Source organism: Litorimonas sp., assembly GCA_029936425.1.
Classification (GTDB): Bacteria; Pseudomonadota; Alphaproteobacteria; order Caulobacterales; family Maricaulaceae; genus Litorimonas.
Map to the genome: position 1 here is coordinate 1 of JAPYSU010000011.1, position 17216 is coordinate 17216.

Annotated in this window: 19 protein-coding genes and 1 riboswitch; of the genes, 6 read left to right on the plus strand and 13 right to left on the minus strand. The window is 48.9% G+C overall.

Annotation, left to right across the window (positions count from 1 at the left end):
* The first annotated feature begins 472 nt into the window (after positions 1–472).
* The 3 genes from rnr to rpmG all read left to right on the plus strand — a co-directional run bounded on the left by rnr (position 473) and on the right by rpmG (position 3722).
* Complete coding sequence (gene rnr / locus ACN0IC_RS10325; RefSeq protein ID WP_416878703.1) at positions 473–2701, plus strand: ribonuclease R; 2229 nt, start codon at positions 473–475, stop codon at positions 2699–2701.
* Positions 2698–3474 (plus strand): NUDIX hydrolase, encoded by a 777-nt coding sequence (locus ACN0IC_RS10330; RefSeq protein ID WP_416878704.1) that lies wholly within the window; start codon positions 2698–2700, stop codon positions 3472–3474. The genes rnr and ACN0IC_RS10330 overlap by 4 nt, the downstream gene beginning before the upstream one ends.
* A gap of 80 nt (positions 3475–3554) precedes the next feature.
* Entirely contained in the window at positions 3555–3722 is a 168-nt protein-coding gene (gene rpmG / locus ACN0IC_RS10335; protein WP_026940980.1) for a 50S ribosomal protein L33, read from the plus strand.
* Positions 3723–3769: 47 nt separating this feature from the next.
* On the opposite strand, the gene ACN0IC_RS10340 is transcribed toward rpmG, so the two are convergent.
* Complete coding sequence (locus ACN0IC_RS10340) at positions 3770–5131, minus strand: PleD family two-component system response regulator (protein WP_416878705.1); 1362 nt, start codon at positions 5129–5131, stop codon at positions 3770–3772.
* A 12-nt stretch (positions 5132–5143) separates the two neighbouring features.
* Positions 5144–5515 (minus strand): response regulator, encoded by a 372-nt coding sequence (locus ACN0IC_RS10345; RefSeq protein ID WP_416878706.1) that lies wholly within the window; start codon positions 5513–5515, stop codon positions 5144–5146.
* Between the two features lie 183 nt (positions 5516–5698).
* Between ACN0IC_RS10345 and ACN0IC_RS10350 the strand changes: the two genes are divergently transcribed.
* Positions 5699–7048, plus strand: a complete 1350-nt coding sequence (locus ACN0IC_RS10350; RefSeq protein ID WP_416878707.1) for a DNA polymerase IV — start codon at positions 5699–5701, stop codon at positions 7046–7048.
* Here the strand turns inward: ACN0IC_RS10350 and ACN0IC_RS10355 are convergent.
* From ACN0IC_RS10355 to ACN0IC_RS10375, 5 genes are all read right to left on the minus strand, one after another.
* Positions 7030–7737, minus strand: a complete 708-nt coding sequence (locus ACN0IC_RS10355) for a hypothetical protein (protein ID WP_416878708.1) — start codon at positions 7735–7737, stop codon at positions 7030–7032. The two genes, ACN0IC_RS10350 and ACN0IC_RS10355, sit on opposite strands and share 19 nt — an antisense overlap.
* Positions 7737–8261: a thioredoxin family protein gene (locus tag ACN0IC_RS10360; protein WP_416878709.1), complete on the minus strand. Its 525-nt coding sequence runs from the start codon at positions 8259–8261 to the stop codon at positions 7737–7739. The genes ACN0IC_RS10355 and ACN0IC_RS10360 overlap by 1 nt, the downstream gene beginning before the upstream one ends.
* Before the next feature lie 110 nt (positions 8262–8371).
* The gene (locus ACN0IC_RS10365; RefSeq protein WP_416878763.1) at positions 8372–8581 is read right to left on the minus strand and encodes a cold-shock protein; all 210 of its coding nucleotides are present in this window, start codon (positions 8579–8581) and stop codon (positions 8372–8374) included.
* 261 nt (positions 8582–8842) lie between these two features.
* Positions 8843–9205, minus strand: coding sequence for a hypothetical protein (locus tag ACN0IC_RS10370; RefSeq protein ID WP_416878710.1), 363 nt, complete (start codon positions 9203–9205; stop codon positions 8843–8845).
* Between the two features lie 118 nt (positions 9206–9323).
* Entirely contained in the window at positions 9324–10442 is a 1119-nt protein-coding gene (locus tag ACN0IC_RS10375; protein ID WP_416878711.1) for a PA0069 family radical SAM protein, read from the minus strand.
* Between the two features lie 151 nt (positions 10443–10593).
* On the opposite strand from ACN0IC_RS10375, the gene ACN0IC_RS10380 reads away from it, so the two are divergent.
* Together ACN0IC_RS10380 and ACN0IC_RS10385 are read left to right on the plus strand one after the other, a co-directional pair.
* The gene (locus ACN0IC_RS10380; RefSeq protein ID WP_416878712.1) at positions 10594–10953 is read left to right on the plus strand and encodes a SemiSWEET family sugar transporter; all 360 of its coding nucleotides are present in this window, start codon (positions 10594–10596) and stop codon (positions 10951–10953) included.
* Positions 10954–11152: 199 nt separating this feature from the next.
* Positions 11153–12088: a mechanosensitive ion channel family protein gene (locus ACN0IC_RS10385; protein WP_416878713.1), complete on the plus strand. Its 936-nt coding sequence runs from the start codon at positions 11153–11155 to the stop codon at positions 12086–12088.
* 14 nt (positions 12089–12102) lie between these two features.
* On the opposite strand, the gene ACN0IC_RS10390 is transcribed toward ACN0IC_RS10385, so the two are convergent.
* The 6 genes from ACN0IC_RS10390 to ACN0IC_RS10415 all read right to left on the minus strand — a co-directional run bounded on the left by ACN0IC_RS10390 (position 12103) and on the right by ACN0IC_RS10415 (position 17083).
* A complete protein-coding gene (locus tag ACN0IC_RS10390; RefSeq protein ID WP_416878714.1) occupies positions 12103–12534 on the minus strand; it encodes a BLUF domain-containing protein in 432 nt (143 codons plus the stop codon).
* A gap of 119 nt (positions 12535–12653) precedes the next feature.
* Positions 12654–13085 (minus strand): BLUF domain-containing protein, encoded by a 432-nt coding sequence (locus ACN0IC_RS10395; protein ID WP_416878715.1) that lies wholly within the window; start codon positions 13083–13085, stop codon positions 12654–12656.
* A 145-nt stretch (positions 13086–13230) separates the two neighbouring features.
* On the minus strand, positions 13231–13548 hold the full coding sequence (locus tag ACN0IC_RS10400) for a hypothetical protein (RefSeq protein ID WP_416878716.1): 318 nt from the start codon (positions 13546–13548) through the stop codon (positions 13231–13233).
* Between the two features lie 163 nt (positions 13549–13711).
* The gene (gene thiC / locus ACN0IC_RS10405; protein WP_416878717.1) at positions 13712–15640 is read right to left on the minus strand and encodes a phosphomethylpyrimidine synthase ThiC; all 1929 of its coding nucleotides are present in this window, start codon (positions 15638–15640) and stop codon (positions 13712–13714) included.
* Positions 15637–16242, minus strand: coding sequence for a hypothetical protein (locus ACN0IC_RS10410; protein WP_416878718.1), 606 nt, complete (start codon positions 16240–16242; stop codon positions 15637–15639). Before ACN0IC_RS10410 ends, thiC begins: the two co-directional genes overlap by 4 nt.
* Positions 16238–16336: riboswitch (TPP riboswitch) on the minus strand. Its footprint overlaps the gene before it by 5 nt.
* A 300-nt stretch (positions 16337–16636) precedes the next feature.
* Positions 16637–17083, minus strand: coding sequence for a SixA phosphatase family protein (locus tag ACN0IC_RS10415; protein ID WP_416878719.1), 447 nt, complete (start codon positions 17081–17083; stop codon positions 16637–16639).
* Positions 17084–17216 lie beyond the last annotated feature (133 nt).

Sequence of the window (17216 nt, forward strand, 5' to 3'; positions counted from 1 at the left end):
CGAAACATAACCAAATTCGGTCTCCGGCAAGGATACCGACCCCGCGGGCAGTCCATTTTATTTGGAAACCGTGAGACAGGCTCCGCACTGGATGGCGAGTGGGAGGAAAGGCGTGAGCGATGCACACTTCAGAAATTGTGGACTCAACTTTCTACCCCCGTCATTACCCGGCTCGACCGGGTAATCCATGCGGTGTCGGTGCCATGTGTGTGAATTTAGTAAAGTTCGTAAACGCACCGTTGGGAGCCAACGCAATAATATACAAAGCAGAAAAGGAGTCGTATGGATTCCCCGGTTAAACCGGGGAATGACGTTGGAAAACATGAGGCTCCCAACCTCTCGACCTTCCGGGTTCGCTTCGCGCCCCGGAATGACAGGAAAAGAGAAAAGAAAGTAAAGGGAGGCAACCTGTTCCCGCCTCACTGTAACTCCCGCAATGACATCGTAACATTGCCCTGCTAAGTCAAACACAATGACATTATCCAAAAAATCTATTTTATCCGCCGTCAGCGCTGAGCCTGACCGTTATGATAATAAAGCGCTTGCCCGCCATCTTGGCGTCAAAGGCGCAGACCGCCGCACGCTCCGGGCGTATTTGAGGGAGCTGGAAGATGACGGCCTCATCGTAAAATCCTCTAAAAAGACTTATCGGGAAGCCGACGCCCTGCCCGGCGTGATGGTCATTCGGATCACCAAAATTGACGAGCACGGTGATCTGATTGGCGAGCCCGAGAGCTTTAAAGGCGAAGGACAGCCGCCACAGCTTTTGGTGCGCGAAGGTCCGACATCTAAAAAATCCAAAAAGGATAAAGGCGTTGAAATGACTGTGGGCGGCCGCGCGCTCTGCCGTATTAAGAAACGGGATGACGGGACAATCACGGCCCAGGTCATGAAAAAGCTGGGCGACGGTCCGTCCGAACATCTGGGCGTCCTCTATAAGGGCGGGCGCGGTTGGCGCATTAAGCCGGTCAGCAAAAAAGCCCGCGACGAATACAAACCCAATAGCGTCCCGAAAGACGCCGAGGACAATGACCTTGTTTTCTACCGCTCCAGCCGGAAAAATAAGGGCGACCTCAGACTTGCCGATATTCTGCGAACGGTCGGCTCGGCAAACGGGGCGAAAGCCGCCTCGCTGATTTCCCTTTACGAAAACGATATTCCAATGGGATTCAGCGATGAAGTCATTGAAGAAGCCAAATCCCTGAAACTGCCAAAACTGAGCGGGCCGCGCGAAGACCTACGCCATTTGGCTCTCATCACCATCGATCCCGTTGATGCCAAGGACTTTGATGACGCCGTTCTGGCGCACCCAGACGACAATCCTAAAAATAAGGGCGGCTGGGTCATTTGGGTCGCCATCGCTGACGTAGCGGCCTTTGTGACGCCTGGATCGGCGCTGGATGAAGCGGCACGGGAAAAAGGCAACTCTGTTTACCTTCCTGACCGGGTGGAACCGATGCTCCCGCATGAGCTGTCTTCGGATCTTTGCTCTCTGCGGCCCCATGAAGACCGCGCCTGTATGGCCGTACGCATGGTGTTCGATAAAAAAGGCCACAAGGTCAGTCATAAATTTCATCGCGGCCTGATGCGCTCTCATGCGCGTCTGACATATGCCGAGGCTCAGGACGGTTTTATGGGCTCGCCCGGCATTGCGGCAGAGCCCGTCCTGGATATTCTGCAGAACCTTTACGCCGCTTACGGCGTTTTGAAACAGTCCCGCGCCGAGCGCGAACCCCTCGCCATTGAACTGCCGGAAAGACGCGTTCACGTTAACGAGGCGGGCGACGTGACCGCAATCACACTTCGCGAGCGCTTTGACGCCCATAAGCTCATCGAAGAGTTTATGGTGCAGGCCAATGTCGCCGCCGCCGAGGCGCTGGCTCAGAAAAACATTCAAACCATTATTCGTCTGCATGAAGAACCCGGTCGAGATAAATTGCAGGGTCTGGTCGACTTCCTCCCTGCCTTGGATTTAAAATTCACTTTATCCGATAGAGTGACGCCAAAACGGTTTAATCGTCTGTTAGAACAAGCCGGCGAAAAAGATCTGGCGGAAACGGTCGGCATGGCGGTTCTGCGCTCTCAATCGCAGGCCATCTATACCCCTGAAGGCGCCGGGCATTTCGGTCTGAATTTGGATCACTACGCGCATTTCACCTCGCCCATTCGGCGATATGCAGATCTGATCGTCCACCGCGCCTTAATCAAAACCTTTAAACTGGGAGACGACGGCACAACGACAACGGAAAGCTCTCGTCTGAAAGAAATTTCGGAGCATATTTCCACGACAGAGCGGCGCGCCATGGTGGCCGAGCGGGACGCCACAGACCGCTATGTCGCGGCCTATCTGGAAAAACAACTCGGCGCGGAATTTGACGCGCGAATCACAGGCGTCACAAAGTTTGGGCTATTCATTACACTTGATGAGACCGGCGCGGATGGCCTCATCCCGGCCCGCAGTCTGGGGCAGGAATATTTCGCCTTTGAAGAAAAGAAAAAAGCCCTGACGGGGGTCAATAGTGGAAAGACTTATCGTTTTGGCCGCCAGGTGCGTGTGCAGCTCAAAGAGGCAACGCCGGTCACGGGCGGTCTGATTTTTGACATGGTCTCTAAACCGGAAGACGGAAAGCCGCCCAAAGGCAATCCGCGCGGCAATAATAAAGGCTCTCGCGGGAAACGGCATAAGAGAAAGCGAAAATGAGTGACGCGCCCTCTGATGAAACTGAAAAACTAAGCTTTCCGCTCGGCAAGGTAAATCTGACCGAGGGCGAAGTCGATAAACGCAGCCAGTTAAACCGCGCCCCGCGCCCCCGAATCGCCTCAACGATTGTTCTGAGCTGCGGCGATCCAAAAGAGCCGAGAATCCTGATGGGACAACGCTCGAAAAAACATGACTTCATGCCGAGCGTCTATGTTTTTCCCGGCGGACGGGTGGACCGGGCCGATAGTTATGCCAAATATTCCGGCGATCTCAGCGCGCGGACAGAACGTATTCTTGAAGCGGCTTACAGTCCCCGCAAATCAAGAGCCATTGTTCTCGCCTCGATTCGCGAAACTTGGGAGGAAACGCGGCTCCTGCTTGGGCGCGAGGTAAAAGACGGCGAGCGGAATTTGAATCACGCCAGCTATGACGCCTTTCGCGAAGCCCGAATGCGGCCCGACATCTCCGGAGTAGAGGTCTTTGGCCGCGCTATAACGCCTCCTCACCGCCATAAACGGTTTGACGCCTGGTTCTTCCACAAACATTTGAAAACCCCTTCACTGCCCGAAATCGGCGACAGCGCAGAGCTTTTAAATGTGGGATGGTTCACGTTCGACGAAATAAAGGAACTGGAATTGCAGCGCGCCACAAAAATGATGCTCCGCGTTTTAAGGGATTACCTCAAAGCCGAGCGCCCGCCCTCCACGATTTTTCTGTCCAAAGCCGTCAGAGGCCAGATGGAAGCCCAAAAATTCCCGGAATTTGAGGAATAGCCTGCAATAGCGCGGTTGACATGGGGTTGAATTCGACCTAATTGCCGCGCTCCGAATTCAAGAAGAAAGGCGCTTGCGTCATGGCGAAGCCAACAACCATTAAAATCCGTTTGAACTCGACCGCGGGTACCGGCTATTTCTACGTCACGAAGAAAAATTCGCGGACGATGACCGAAAAAATGGTCAAGAAGAAATACGATCCCGTTGCGCGCAAGCATGTCGATTTCAAGGAAGGCAAGATTAAGTAATCTTGCCTCTCATTTGAATGACAAGACCGCCTCTTGGGGCGGTTTTTTTATGCCGCTTTGTTCTGTCTGGCCGGCAAAACCTGATTTCGGCCGGCCTGTTTGGCTTTGTAAAGCGCGTCGTCAGCCCGGCGGAAAACGTCCCGTAACTCCTCGCCCTTCTGGACTTCTGCCACTCCGGCGCTGGTCGTAATTTGCAAGGCTTGGCCGTCTACATAAATTGGCGTCCCCGCAATCAAGTCACGCACCCTATCCGCTGCCACAACAGCTTCGGCCTGAGTCGTTGACGGCATGGCAATCATGAACTCTTCCCCGCCATATCGGCTGACAATGTCCACAGCGCGCATATTTGTCACAAGCCGGGCGGCAATTTCTTTCAAGATTTGATCGCCCATATCATGACCCAAAATATCATTGACCCGTTTGAAGTGATCAATATCGAAAATCATAATCGAAAAGGCTTCATTCTGGGTATCGAGGGCATCCAGAAGAGGATGAATGGCTCTATCAAAATAGCGCCTATTCCCTAGCCCTGTAAGAGGATCCGAAATGACCATTTCCAAATTTTCGTTGAAGTTCTCCCGTAGACTATCTGCGTAGAACTTTCGACGCATGATCGTATTTACGCGTGCCAGCATTTCCTGCTGTTCAATTGGGCGCATCAGAGTGTCATTCACCCCAATATCATACGCCCGGATGAGGCGCGGTTCATCTTCTGGGTCGCCAATTGCCAATATGGGGGTTTCCTGATTTTCTTCATTAAAACGAAGGCTTGCACAGACGCGAAGGCCGTCAAAGTTTTTAGACACAAGGCTAACTATGACCATATCAATACCGGCTTTTGCGCGGCGAATAGCTGTAACCGGATCAGTTTCAATCACAATATTATGTAGCGATTTAAGCGGTTTGATGACACGCTCGGCCCTAAGCTCACTATCTTCCACCAAAAGAATATTACCTGATCTGCGATTGATCGTATCCAGCATGGAACGTGAGTTTTGAATTGTATGGCCTGTATGGCTCAGGAGCTGGTCGGTCACCATTTTCAGGCGCAGCAATGACCTAACTCGGGCCATGAGGTTAAAATCATCAATAGGCTTTGTTATGAAATCATCTGCCCCAGCCTCCAGACCCGCAATACGGTCTTTCGTTTCTTCCAGGACCGTCACCATTATGATGGGCACGTGCCATGTCTTGGGGTTTTCCTTAATCTGTTTACAAGCTTCGAAACCGCCAATTCCCGGCATCATGGCGTCCATTAGTATCAGGTCAAGCGGTTCTTTTGAGGCCATTTTAACGGCCTCTTCCCCGCTGCGGGCCGTTACCACATTGTAATACTCAGCCTGAAGCTTGATTTCGAGAAGGTTTAAATTTGGGGCGAGATCGTCAACGACGAGAATGCGTGCTGCCATGGCCGGTCTCCTTTAAGCCGGTTCCACGAACTTGCGTATGGTGGCCAGAAAAGACGATACAGTTATCGGTTTGGCAATATAAGCTTCGCATCCGCCATCCCGAATACGTTTTTCATCGCCTTTCATGGCAAACGCTGTCACGGCGATAACTGGAATATCAGTTAAAGTCTTATCGTCTTTAATCCATTTTGTGACTTCCAGTCCGGAAACCTCCGGCAACTGAATATCCATTAAAATTAAATCCGGTTTGAAGGACTTTGCAATAGAGATGGCCTTAAGGCCCTCGCGCGTTTGCTTGGTCTCGTAACCATGCGCGTCAAGCAGGTCCGCAAAGAGCTTCATATTGAGCTCGTTATCTTCAACAATGAGGACTTTTTTTGGCATGATTTTCAGCATTGTTCCCAATTCACCGACAGCGCAAACTTTTTGTCTGCTTTTCTCTCTTTAGTTGCTCTTCTATGGCAGACTATCCTTAATTAAGCGTATGTCGCAGCTTAGGAGTGGATTAACTATACTCACTCTGCTACAACTGGAACATAAATAGAACATTCTAAGGATTCGTAAAGAATGTCAGTCCCAAATAACAAATCGGATATTAAGTCATTGTGCCGCGATTGTGGCGAAGAATTTGTATATAATCTAACAAATTGCGAAAATTGCAGTGGCTCGCGCTTATTGAATCATTCTGAACTGGCAAGTCTATCTATTGCTCATGTGGATTGTGATGCGTTTTATTGTTCCGTAGAAAAAAGAGATAATCCAGATTTGGCGAACCGCCCTGTTATTGTCGGAGGCGGACAAAGAGGTGTGGTTTCGGCCGCGTGCTACCATGCACGTATTTACGGAGTTCACTCCGCCATGCCTATGTTCAAGGCTCTAAAGCTTTGTCCTGACGCAGTGGTCGTCCGAGGGGACATGCAAAAATACGCATATGAAGGCAAAAGAATTCGCAATATGATGCTGGATCTTACGCCGATCGTGGAGCCCCTCTCCATTGATGAAGCTTTTCTGGACTTAGGCGGAACTCAAAGATTACATGGTCTTTCTCCAGCACAAAGTCTTGTCCGCTTGCAGAAGCGCATTTTCACCGAAGTCGGCGTTACCGTCTCGGTTGGGCTGTCTTATAACAAGTTTTTAGCCAAAACGGCCTCTGATCTGGATAAACCCTATGGATTCGCCGTTCTTGGACGGCAGGAATCCCTTGATTTTCTCGCCCGCAAACCTGTCAGTTTTATATACGGAATCGGTCCCGCTTTTGCGAGCAAGCTCGAGAGAAGTGGTCTAAAGACAATCGCAGATATTCGGAAACTCTCTGACAAAGAAATGGCCAAACGATATGGCGACCATGGCTTACGACTGGCCAGATTAGCCCGTGCGGAGGACAATCGAAAAGTTCAGACTAGCTCCAAACGGAAATCCGTGTCCGCTGAAACCACGTTCAATACGGATATTCGGGACCTAGAGACCTTGAAGGATATGTTGTGGCAGGTTTGTCTCAAAACTTCGGATCGTTCAAAAGCCAAAAATTTGGCGGGGCGGGTCGTCACCCTCAAATTAAAAACCTCTGGGTTTAAATCGATTACGCGGCGACGCACACTGGCGCAGCCTGTTCAGCTCTCAGATGTAATATTCCGAGCTCTAGAACCCCTTTTGGAAGCAGAGGCCAATGGCGAGGCATTCAGGCTCATTGGCGCCGGTATTTCTTCGCTCTCAGCGCCAGTAGGAGACATTGCAGACCTTCTCGATCCCAAAGCCTCCCGGCGCGGTCAAGCAGAGCGCGCAAGTGATATAGCGCGCAGCAAGTTTGGAAACGATGCGATTGTGACAGGACGCGGCTTCCGCTTAAATCAATCCCGCAAAAAACGTCCCTCTGAGGCAGAGTCTCTTCCTGCGAAAATTCAAGTTGAGGAAGATTGAACGGGTTTCATTTTTCGGCCGTTTTCAATCCATCCAATGCAGGCAGCAAGACCAAAAAACGCTCCCAAGCAGGATAGGCCCAACGTTGTTCCTTGAAGCTGAGACGCCGAGTCAAATGTACCCTTCGCAATCTGCAATCCCGGCAAAGTAATGAAAACGAGCTGAGCGGCCCCCATGAGTACGAACAAGACCCAAGGCGCGAATTTGAACATTGGGGATATAGCTATTGTTCGGCGGACCCAGTAAAGAAAACCGCAAAGTAACAGGCCCATTTCAAGCCCGTAAGCTAGCCAAGGGTAATTCCAAATACCAAGTCCATACACATTCTCTTCAAGCGGAAAGAGCGGAAGATCAGGCCTATGAACCAGAAAATCCATCACCCAGTGGGAGAAAACTAGACCAAAAATTATCCAGAAGACTTTCCTGTCTGAAACTTTCTTGAAGGCTTTAAAGATGAAAGCGGCCGAGGCAGATATTAGCAGAGACGTAACGAGCGAATGTGACCAAGGAATGTTAAAGACCGGGTCGCCATTTTTTACGATAGAATCTTCTATTCCAAATATCACTAAAACGGCAAAAACGAGATCAATCGCTTGAACTGCCAGAAACCCTTCCCACAATTTGATATAGGGCTGACCTACTTTGTCACTCGGCGCCCACATCGCAGGCGCGTAATGGCCCATAAACATTAGGGGATTGTCGTTTCTGATGCGTAGCGTTGAAAGTAGGTATAGATTTCCTCTTCACTGCGACTTGCAGCGTTTCGCCATTTAGGTGCCTCTTCAGAATTTAGGAGCTTTCTGGTGCCATCGATTATCAATACGGTTGGTGTGCCGGGCGTTCCGTCCAATCCAAAATCGCGGGCAATATCTTGGTTTTTGTTTTTTCTGCCTACATCTACATATTCGAGAATAAACGAGGATTGGATCAATTCCTGGAATTCAGGTTTTTCTAAAAGAGTAGCAAGAGCGCGGCTGTCATGGCACCAATTTGCTCCCATCACTATAAGAGCCTTTTTATCTGACTGAGCGGCTTCAATAATCGCCGCGTTAACTCGTTCGCTATCATCCTGGCGCTCTGAAAAAGGCCGGACTTCCCTGTGATCGTCCAAGGCATGCGTTACTTTCTCTGACGCTGTCATGGCAGGCGTTGAACACGCCAAGAGCAAGACAGGGAGAAGAAGAACGATGACGTGTTTCAGAATGTTTCTCATAACTTTTCTTATCACGACCTCGGGCCAATGAAACTATTTTACGTGAATAGGATGTGCCAATAAAAAAGGCTCCTTAAAGGAGCCTCTCATAGTCGATTCTAAGGCGAACCTTAAGCCATAGACAGATTTTCAACGGCTGTTTTGCCTGTCCGCTCATTTTTAGCAGTATCAAACATAACTTTATCGCCCTCGTTCAGACCTTGAAGGCCGCCACGATGAAGAGCTGTGATATGAACGAATACGTCATCACCCCCGGCGTCTGGTTGAATAAAGCCGAAGCCTTTAGTTGTATTAAAGAACTTAACTGTTCCAGCTTGCATTGCGTCTGACATGGGTATTTCCTTTCACGTCATTCATTTGTGTTGTCCACTGCGGACAACTTCTAGTCGGAGAAGGGAAATTACTGCGTACTCAATGTGGCGTTAGGTCGGCGCGCCAACAATAGCCGAATAGTCTGGCCGTCTTCGATAAGGGGCGTATGGGCGGCGTAGGACTGAAAATCAAGTGAATGTTTCGTGATTTTATTGAAACCTGGGCGGTTGAAGCTCTCTGAAAACCTTCTCTACTCATTGAAACCCATATTAATTCGCCGGGCTAACTTCATCAAAATAGTCACGAATATTCATCACAATTCGATCTGAAAGAGAAAATTCATCCACGGCATTTTGGACTTTAACGACTTGCCAGAAATCTAGTAAATCCTTGAGGTCCTGCTGACTTCTTAGCGTTATTTTTCCTGAAAGATTTATAAGCTCATCCTGCAATTCCTGAAGTCGGCTTTCCAGAGCATCTACAGCAGAATCCTGTAAGTCATCCAGTCCGGGCCTAAAATTCGCACATTCGTGCAACCGCTTTACAACTTCATCATAAAGTGTTTTTAGCTCACTTATAGTTTCCGGTTTTGACAATTTTTCAAAATTAAACTCAGATATAACCTGTTTCATTTTACGCCCCAGATTGGTGAATCCACTTCACCTCACGAAAATGTTATTTTGAGTTAAAGCTTCTTATTTTCAACCCTACAAAAGTAGGGGCGCTTGCTGTTTGACCTCCACTCAATTGTTAATTCTTGAAAAACAAATCCCCTTGGCCATGAATGCGTGTCGGCACCCTAAAAAGGTCACATCGAAGCGGTTTATGGTCTTCACGCCTAATTATTCCCGTCTGTTTCTGTGACAGACGGTAGCGCTGCTCTATCAGTTTCGCAAAAGGCGTTCTGGACTCTGTCGCGCGCGACCAAGCCGGGTCGTAGTCTTTGCCGTTATTCATCGTCCGAATATGATGCATGATACGGCGCGCGCGGTTAGGCGCGAACGTCTCAAGCCATTCCCGAAAGAGAGGCGAGACCTCCTGCGGCAAACGCAAAATCGTGTAGGCTGAATAAGTCGCGCCCAGCTCGGCCGCCCGCGCCATAATGGATTCCAGCTCTGAATCGTTAAGTCCCGGTATCATAGGACCCAGCATAATCCCGGTTCTTATCCCCGCTTTGGCCAAGCCCTCTATGGCTTCAAACCGTTTTTCCGGCGTCGGGCAACGCGGCTCCATCGCCCGGGCCAAACTCCTATCCTGCGTCGTGATGGAAATCATACACCGGGCAATTTCTTTGCGTCCCATTGGCGCCAAAACATCCAAGTCCCGCAAAATCAGATTTGATTTTGTCAAAACTGAAACAGGGTGATTGAATTCGGACAAAACCTCAAACACGCCGCGGACAATTTTCATCTCCCGCTCAATAGGCTGATAAGCATCCATATTGGTTCCTATAGAGATCGCCCGAACTTTATATTTCGGGGCAGAGAGCTCTTTCTCCAATAGTGTGGGGGCGTCGGGTTTTGCGAAAAGACGCGTTTCAAAATCCAAACCCGGAGATAAACCGTGATATGCATGGGTGGGGCGCGCAAAACAATAGATACATCCATGTTCACATCCCCGATATGGATTTATGGATCTTTCAAAACCGACATAAGGCGACGTAACTTTGTTAATGATCGTTTTGGGCCTCTCAATCGTGACGGTTGTTTCTCTGCCTTTTTTGTCATCGTCGGACAAACTATCCCAACCATCATCAAATCTTTCGCGCTGATCCGCTTCGTATCGACCACTCACATTACTGCGCGCGCCGCGGCCTTTTTCCAAATTAGGCCGTACAGATTTAAAAGGAAGAAAGTGCGGATTTGCCATAATCACACTATAGGATTTTATTCCTTTATTGTATAGAACAAATAAAGAACATAATGTGGAAAAGTTTTCTCGAAAGGTGTTTCTATGATTGCGTTTCCACGAAAGCGAGAATATAGGCGCGTCGAAATTTTGCGTTTTTTAGGACACTGCCATGTCTTCGTCTCCCTTCGCTTTCACAGAAATTATTGGCTTCTGCGCAGCCATTTTAACGACGCTGTCTTTTGTACCTCAGATTGTGCTGATTATCCGTACAAGGCGGACGTCAGGTATTTCTCTCATGATGTATTCAATTTATGTCGTTGGCATTCTGATGTGGTTTGCCTATGGCATTCTGACTATGTCCATGCCCCTAATTTTGTCTCAATCTGTGACCTTGCTCATTACAGGATCAATATTAATTATTGCTGCAAGAGAACGTTTCTCGCGGATGGGAACTCTTAAATCCCGGGCGCCTGGTGAAGTCTTACAACCTTTTCAAAACCCTGATATTATCTACCATCAAGATAATTGAGACGACTAAAACGCCGCCACATATTTTAGTCGCTGTCGCGATGTAGACTTCAGTGACATTGGGAACATTAAGCTGAAGTTTACATTCAATTTACCTAGACCTTTATCCTTGGCGAAATTCGCCGATCCGGAGAACCGTTATTTTAGCGAAATATAAACCTTCCAAGCAAATTAAAACGCGCTGGGTACGACGCTTACGCATGCCTGTTCTCTTGTTCTTATTAGGAATGGCCGTAACTTTTGTAGCGCCTTTGGCTTTGAAACATTTAGAAATTGAAACGGAATGGGACTTACTCTCGGTAAGTCAAATCACCGGGACCGTCTTATTCATTCTTTCTGCGGGTTGGCTGCTTTCCACAATTGTTGATGGGTTGATGAAACGACGGTTGAGAAAGCTGCGTCTGGATGTAGAAGACAATCTGCACGCTCGAAAAATGGCTACTCAGCTTGACGTCATCCGGCGAATTTGGACGGCAATGGCGGGCACTATTACCTTAGCAGCCGCGCTTACAGTTATCCCTGGCGTAAGACAAATCGGCGTGAGCTTGTTCGCCTCGGCCGGTATTGCCGGTATTGCCATTGGTATCGCCGCCCGGCCTATGCTCTCAAATCTTATCGCCGGCCTGCAAATCGCTTTTACACAACCTATACGAATTAATGATGTGGTCGTTGTTGAGGAAGAATGGGGCACCATAGAAGCGATAACACTTTTCTACGTTATTATTAAACTCTGGGATTGGCGTCGACTTGTTGTCCCGCTCTCCTATTTTATAGAAACACCATTTGAAAACTGGACCCGTGAAGGGGCGAGAATTATTGGACCAGTTTATTGGTCTCTGGATTACAGAGTTCCTTTGGAAGCTATGCGAGAGAAACTTAGCGAAATTTGCGCGGCTACCGATTTGTGGGATAGAGATGTGATGAGTCTACAGGTCACGGAATCAAAAGGAGATGCGCTCACAGTGCGCGCCCTGGCTTCGGCATCTGATTCCGGACGAGCTTGGGATTTAAGGTGCCTGATACGCGAAGAAATGATTTCATGGCTACAAAAGGAATATCCAGAAGCCTTACCAAGCAGTCGGATGATAGCGCAGCTCGATATCGATCAAGATAGAGCCGCTTCAGAAAGGTCCTAGCTACAAAGCATTGATCAAGCCGCGGCGAGCATATCGCCCTGAAGATATGCCTCTGCCATAATTTTGAGTCTGGCCGACGGACTCTTAGGCAGAGCTTCTTTTATGGAATTTTTCGTCAGACGGCGAACTTTGTCCGTAAAATAATACTCCTGACGAAGATTTATCCAAATGGAGAAATCAGAAAATTCTCGGACTTTAATGGAATGGGAAGAATGGAGCAGGATTGTCTCAAGCAGGACATCAGAGCTTAACGCTTGAAAATACTCCTCTACTAGGCCGGTCGGTCCTTCGACCACCGCCAACCCCTGTTTATTATTCGCAAACACCCGGCCCGTCAGGCCAAGTTGTTCAAAGACGATCACGCTCTGACACGATACTTGATGCGCCATTTTCGATGTCATTTCATCGGTACAGGTCGCCGTAAAAATATACTGAGAGAGCCCCATTTGCAGATTTTAATACAGTGATATTGAAAGAGAATTAACAGGCAGACTTCCTAAAGATAAAATAAAATCAGAGTTTAAAATCTGTTTATGAAGGCAAGGAAAATATCTATGAAAAACCCTCAAGCGACAGCGAGCATATCTCCCTGAAGATAGGCCGTCGCCATTATTTTCAATTTGGCCGAAGGATATGCCGGTAAAGCCTCTCTGACAGATTGCCTTGTCAATCGGCGGACTTTATCGCCAAACTCGAACTCCTGATCCAGATTGAGCCAAACTGAATAATCGGAAAATTCGCGTGTCACGATCGGCCTGTCATAATGGAGCAATGTCGTCTCGACCAAGACATCCGCGCTGACGGCCTCATAGTACTGACGGACGAGTTCGGTCGGCCCTTCTGTCATTGCCAGAGCTTGCCAATTATTAGCAAAAACCCGTCCTGTCAGACCCAGCTCCTCGCAGACAGAGACGCTCTGAAAGGAGACCTGATAGGCCATTTTAGACGTCATGACATCCGTGCATGTCGACGTATAAATTAATTGAGACAACCCCATTGGGTGCTTCTAATTCAGAGAGGTTACAAGCGAATTAGAGCACAAGGTTTAAAAAGCCTAAACAGAAAGGATTATTGCTTGCGCTCCTATAAGCTCAGACAGAATAAATACGGATTATTCTGTCTGCCTAAAACTTACTTCAGGATTAATTCGTCACGCCCGGACTAGCGCCTCCGCGTTGAAGGTCACCCGTCATTCGACGACTTTCCTCTTCAGAAGCTTCCCATTGCTCGGCCGTAGCACACACCTTGCGGTTAAAATTTGAACCGACAACCGACTGGCGCTTGCAGATTAGTTCCCCATCTGCGCTAGCCGTCTTTTCGTTAGACTTTTCAGTGGCTTCTGCTGCAACATTTTGTTCAGAAGCCATCGCTTCAGACGTTGTATTCGGCGTCGCAGCACATGCCGCAAGAACAAATATAGAGCTAGTGCAGACAGCCAGTTTAAGAAAATTACGAGTCATAAATTCACCTTTAATTTTGATACCTCTATATGAAAAAGTAATTCATGAGTGTCAAACGAGTTTCTATATCAGGGTTTGACGATATATTTTCACCGTTTCAAAAGAGTCTATTACTCACTTATGACTAATGCGGCTATGTAGTCTATCGAGTGCAGAATGAGGCTCAGGAACTTTCTTCAGTCCGATCTGCTTGTTCATCCGTTTTCTCATTTATATAAATTTTGCCGCCTTCTTCCCTAAATTTCGCACTCATCTCGCTCATCCCTTCGATGATTTCGCCTTGGCTCATATCATTGGCTTCGGGGTAGAGGGCCGCCTTTTCGTTGTCACTTAATCCGTCCGCATAATCCCGAACGTCCTGCGTAATTTTCATGGAGCAGAATTTGGGGCCGCACATGGAACAGAAATGGGCGACTTTATGTGCGTCTTTCGGCAGGGTCTGATCGTGATAATCCTTAGCGGTTTCAGGGTCGAGGGAGAGATTGAACTGGTCTTCCCAACGGAACTCAAAGCGGGCGCGTGACAGCGCGTCGTCACGGATTTGCGCCGCCGGGTGCCCTTTGGCGAGGTCCGCCGCATGGGCGGCGAGTTTATAGGTGATTACGCCGACTTTCACGTCGTCACGGTCAGGAAGTCCCAAATGTTCTTTTGGCGTGACGTAGCAAAGCATAGCCGTGCCGAACCACCCGATCATGGCCGCCCCGATACCGGAGGTGATGTGGTCATAGCCGGGCGCAATATCCGTTGTTAACGGGCCGAGCGTATAGAAAGGCGCTTCGCCACATTCGCGGAGCTGTTTTTCCATATTCACTTTGATTTTGTGCATGGGCACATGGCCGGGCCCTTCGATCATGACCTGACAGCCTTTCTCCCAAGCAATCTTGGTCAGCTCGCCCAGCGTTTCCAGCTCGGCAAATTGCGCGCGGTCATTAGCGTCTGCGACAGAGCCTGGACGGAGACCATCGCCAAGGCTGAACGTCACGTCATAGGCGCGCATGATGTCGCAAATTTCCGGGAATTTTGTATAGAGGAAGCTCTCCTTGTGATGGGACAAGCACCATTTCGCCATGATGGAGCCGCCCCGGGAAACGATACCCGTTACGCGGTTGGCCGTCAGATGAATATAGGCCAGGCGCACGCCGGCATGGATGGTGAAGTAATCTACCCCCTGCTCGCACTGCTCAATAAGCGTGTCGCGGTAAACTTCCCAGGTCAGGTCTTCGGCAACGCCGTTCACTTTCTCCAGCGCTTGATAGATTGGTACCGTTCCAATGGGCACAGGCGCATTGCGGATGATCCATTCACGAGTGTTGTGAATATTTCGGCCCGTCGAAAGGTCCATGACATTATCCGCACCCCAACGGGTCGCCCAGACCATTTTCTCGACTTCTTCTTCAACTGAGCTGGCCACAGCGGAGTTGCCGATATTGGCGTTGATTTTGACGAGGAAGTTTCGCCCGATAATTTGCGGCTCCAGCTCGGCGTGGTTGATATTGGACGGAATAACGGCGCGGCCTTTGGCGATTTCATCGCGAACAAATTCCGGCGTTACAAAAGCCGGGATGTCAGCACCAAAGCTCTCGCCTGCGGCGACGCGCTCTTCTGCGCCCTCAAGCATTTCTTTGCGGCCAAGATTTTCGCGCTCGGCGACATAGATCATTTCCTTGGTGATGATATTGGCCTTGGCATATTCATATTGCGTCACAGGGCCGTCGCCCGTGCCGCGTAGAGGGCGGTTCTTTACTGGGAATTCCCTCGCGAGAAAGCGGCCCGTTGCGCCGCCATTATCCTCCGGCTTTACATCGCGCCCTTCATATTCTTCGACATGACCGCGCTCTTTCACCCAGGCCGTGCGGTAACGGTCCAATCCCTTTTCCACATCAATCGTAATATTGGGATCAGAATATGGTCCCGAGGTGTCATAGACCGGCACATCCGGTTCATTAGCGGTCTTGTGAAGGTGGACGAGACGGTGCGGCACGCGAAGGCTCGGGTCCGCCTCTGGCGCCGTATAAACCTTGGAGCTGCTCGGCAAAGGGCCGGACGTCACTTTTGGGGTTTCAAATTCGGATTGGTCAACGGGCTTATTCATGGTGCGGAATCCTTTTTGAGAAAAGTTTGGTAAATAATTTTTTCGACATCTTTTGGTTTTTTAATGTTCAATAAATGAAGATGGTTATTCGGAAGAAACCGCTTTAAAAGATGCTTCGAAACTGACTTACTCGGAAAAATTATTAGCTGGCCTAAATTATTGCTGCCTTTTCTAATGAGGTCATCTCCGAAAACGGGTACTTTAGAAAAAACTTTCGTTGGGAAGAGCAGGCTTTTAAAAATTATTCTCTCATCAGTTATTGCATAAACGGATTTGAACTGATGCAATATGGAATAAAAAAAACCGATATAACTCACTGTAATCAGAGAAGCGCTTAGCCAAAAAGTAGTTTGAATGATATGCATCGACGTATCAGCTGTAATTTCTACCCCATTCACGATGATGCCAGAAGCATGACTTGGATCTTGATAAAAAAAGGCTTTCGCAAAGGGTATCACCATCGCAATTAACAGTACTCCCAATATCAATGTGACGAAAGCAAATGGCAAAAGGTTTATAATACGTGGCCTGCCCGCCCACAACAAGACCTCCCCCTCGCGGAGTTCGTCTTCAACAATGTTACGAACAGTTTCGTCAATCACGTCAGCGTTCCGTCCTTCCGCCCGCTTTGTCGCGGGATCAAGTTCAAAGGGTACGTCTCGCCCTGACACGCGTCAGGGGCCCCTCGGATATATCATGACCTTAACGCCTTTGAGCGGCGGCGCAAGCCTTGCGCTTCGTTTCTAAAGAAGTTGGGGCCTAGGTAAGTTGTAAAAAGTGGGGATGGATACACATCCGCAGGATTATCTGCGACCGCCTGATTTTTGGCTGAAGGAGGGATTTTTGATATTCAATCGAACGAAACTTTATTTATTCATCTTCATTTCGCAACCGGCTTGAGAATCGCTGACGGGAGAATAGATCACGCAAGCACGGGCCACAGATCAATGGCAATCGTCACTCCAAGACATTGCGTCTTACGAAAACACACTTTTATCATCGACCAAATCTGAGAAGCAAAGTTGTAGCGCCGCCTTCAGCAGCTACTGAAACAATATAGAGCCGGTCATACTCGGTCGCTTCGACGATAGGCTCCCCGCCCTGCCCGCCGAGTAATTCTACAAGTCCGGGGGTCGTGTTACTATGTCCGACAACAAGGGCGCGCTCGCCTTCGGTTTTGAGTTTTGAGGCTATCGCTTTAAGGTTTCCCGCGTCATAAATTTCAACTTCCAGTCCTAACTGTTTTGCGAGCGGCGCCGCTGTGTCCCGTGTGCGGACATAATCGCTACTGTAAATTCGGGTGATTTCAGCGTCTGTCAGTAAATCAGCAAGTTGTTCGGCCCTTTGCTGGCCTTCCGCCGTCAAAGAAGGATCTTCTTTTTTCGTCGTTTTCTCCGCATGACGGACAAGAAATATTGTTGAGCCCGGTTTTAGTTCAGTCATTAAGGGGCGCTCAGCTATTGTTTGACATGACGACAATAAACCCAGGGCACCGATAAAACCAATGACAGACAATTTTTTCATCATTAGAACCCTACCCACTTTTCAAATTGTTAGCAAACCTGGAAAATGATCT

Bases quoted from the DNA above. Each gene is read 5' to 3' on its own strand.
- rpmG (WP_026940980.1), top strand. From the start codon at position 3,555: ATGGCGAAGCCAACAACCATTAAAATCCGTTTGAACTCGACCGCGGGT.
- rnr (WP_416878703.1), top strand. From the start codon at position 473: ATGACATTATCCAAAAAATCTATTTTATCCGCCGTCAGCGCTGAGCCT.
- ACN0IC_RS10365 (WP_416878763.1), bottom strand. From the start codon at position 8,581: ATGCAAGCTGGAACAGTTAAGTTCTTTAATACAACTAAAGGCTTCGGC.
- ACN0IC_RS10340 (WP_416878705.1), bottom strand. From the start codon at position 5,131: ATGGCAGCACGCATTCTCGTCGTTGACGATCTCGCCCCAAATTTAAAC.
- ACN0IC_RS10380 (WP_416878712.1), top strand. From the start codon at position 10,594: ATGTCTTCGTCTCCCTTCGCTTTCACAGAAATTATTGGCTTCTGCGCA.
- ACN0IC_RS10375 (WP_416878711.1), bottom strand. From the start codon at position 10,442: ATGGCAAATCCGCACTTTCTTCCTTTTAAATCTGTACGGCCTAATTTG.
- ACN0IC_RS10355 (WP_416878708.1), bottom strand. From the start codon at position 7,737: ATGTTTATGGGCCATTACGCGCCTGCGATGTGGGCGCCGAGTGACAAA.
- ACN0IC_RS10385 (WP_416878713.1), top strand. From the start codon at position 11,153: ATGCCTGTTCTCTTGTTCTTATTAGGAATGGCCGTAACTTTTGTAGCG.
- ACN0IC_RS10350 (WP_416878707.1), top strand. From the start codon at position 5,699: ATGTCAGTCCCAAATAACAAATCGGATATTAAGTCATTGTGCCGCGAT.
- ACN0IC_RS10370 (WP_416878710.1), bottom strand. From the start codon at position 9,205: ATGAAACAGGTTATATCTGAGTTTAATTTTGAAAAATTGTCAAAACCG.
- ACN0IC_RS10390 (WP_416878714.1), bottom strand. From the start codon at position 12,534: ATGGGGCTCTCTCAGTATATTTTTACGGCGACCTGTACCGATGAAATG.
- ACN0IC_RS10400 (WP_416878716.1), bottom strand. From the start codon at position 13,548: ATGACTCGTAATTTTCTTAAACTGGCTGTCTGCACTAGCTCTATATTT.
- ACN0IC_RS10330 (WP_416878704.1), top strand. From the start codon at position 2,698: ATGAGTGACGCGCCCTCTGATGAAACTGAAAAACTAAGCTTTCCGCTC.
- ACN0IC_RS10395 (WP_416878715.1), bottom strand. From the start codon at position 13,085: ATGGGGTTGTCTCAATTAATTTATACGTCGACATGCACGGATGTCATG.
- ACN0IC_RS10415 (WP_416878719.1), bottom strand. From the start codon at position 17,083: ATGACTGAACTAAAACCGGGCTCAACAATATTTCTTGTCCGTCATGCG.
- thiC (WP_416878717.1), bottom strand. From the start codon at position 15,640: ATGAATAAGCCCGTTGACCAATCCGAATTTGAAACCCCAAAAGTGACG.
- ACN0IC_RS10360 (WP_416878709.1), bottom strand. From the start codon at position 8,261: ATGAGAAACATTCTGAAACACGTCATCGTTCTTCTTCTCCCTGTCTTG.
- ACN0IC_RS10345 (WP_416878706.1), bottom strand. From the start codon at position 5,515: ATGCCAAAAAAAGTCCTCATTGTTGAAGATAACGAGCTCAATATGAAG.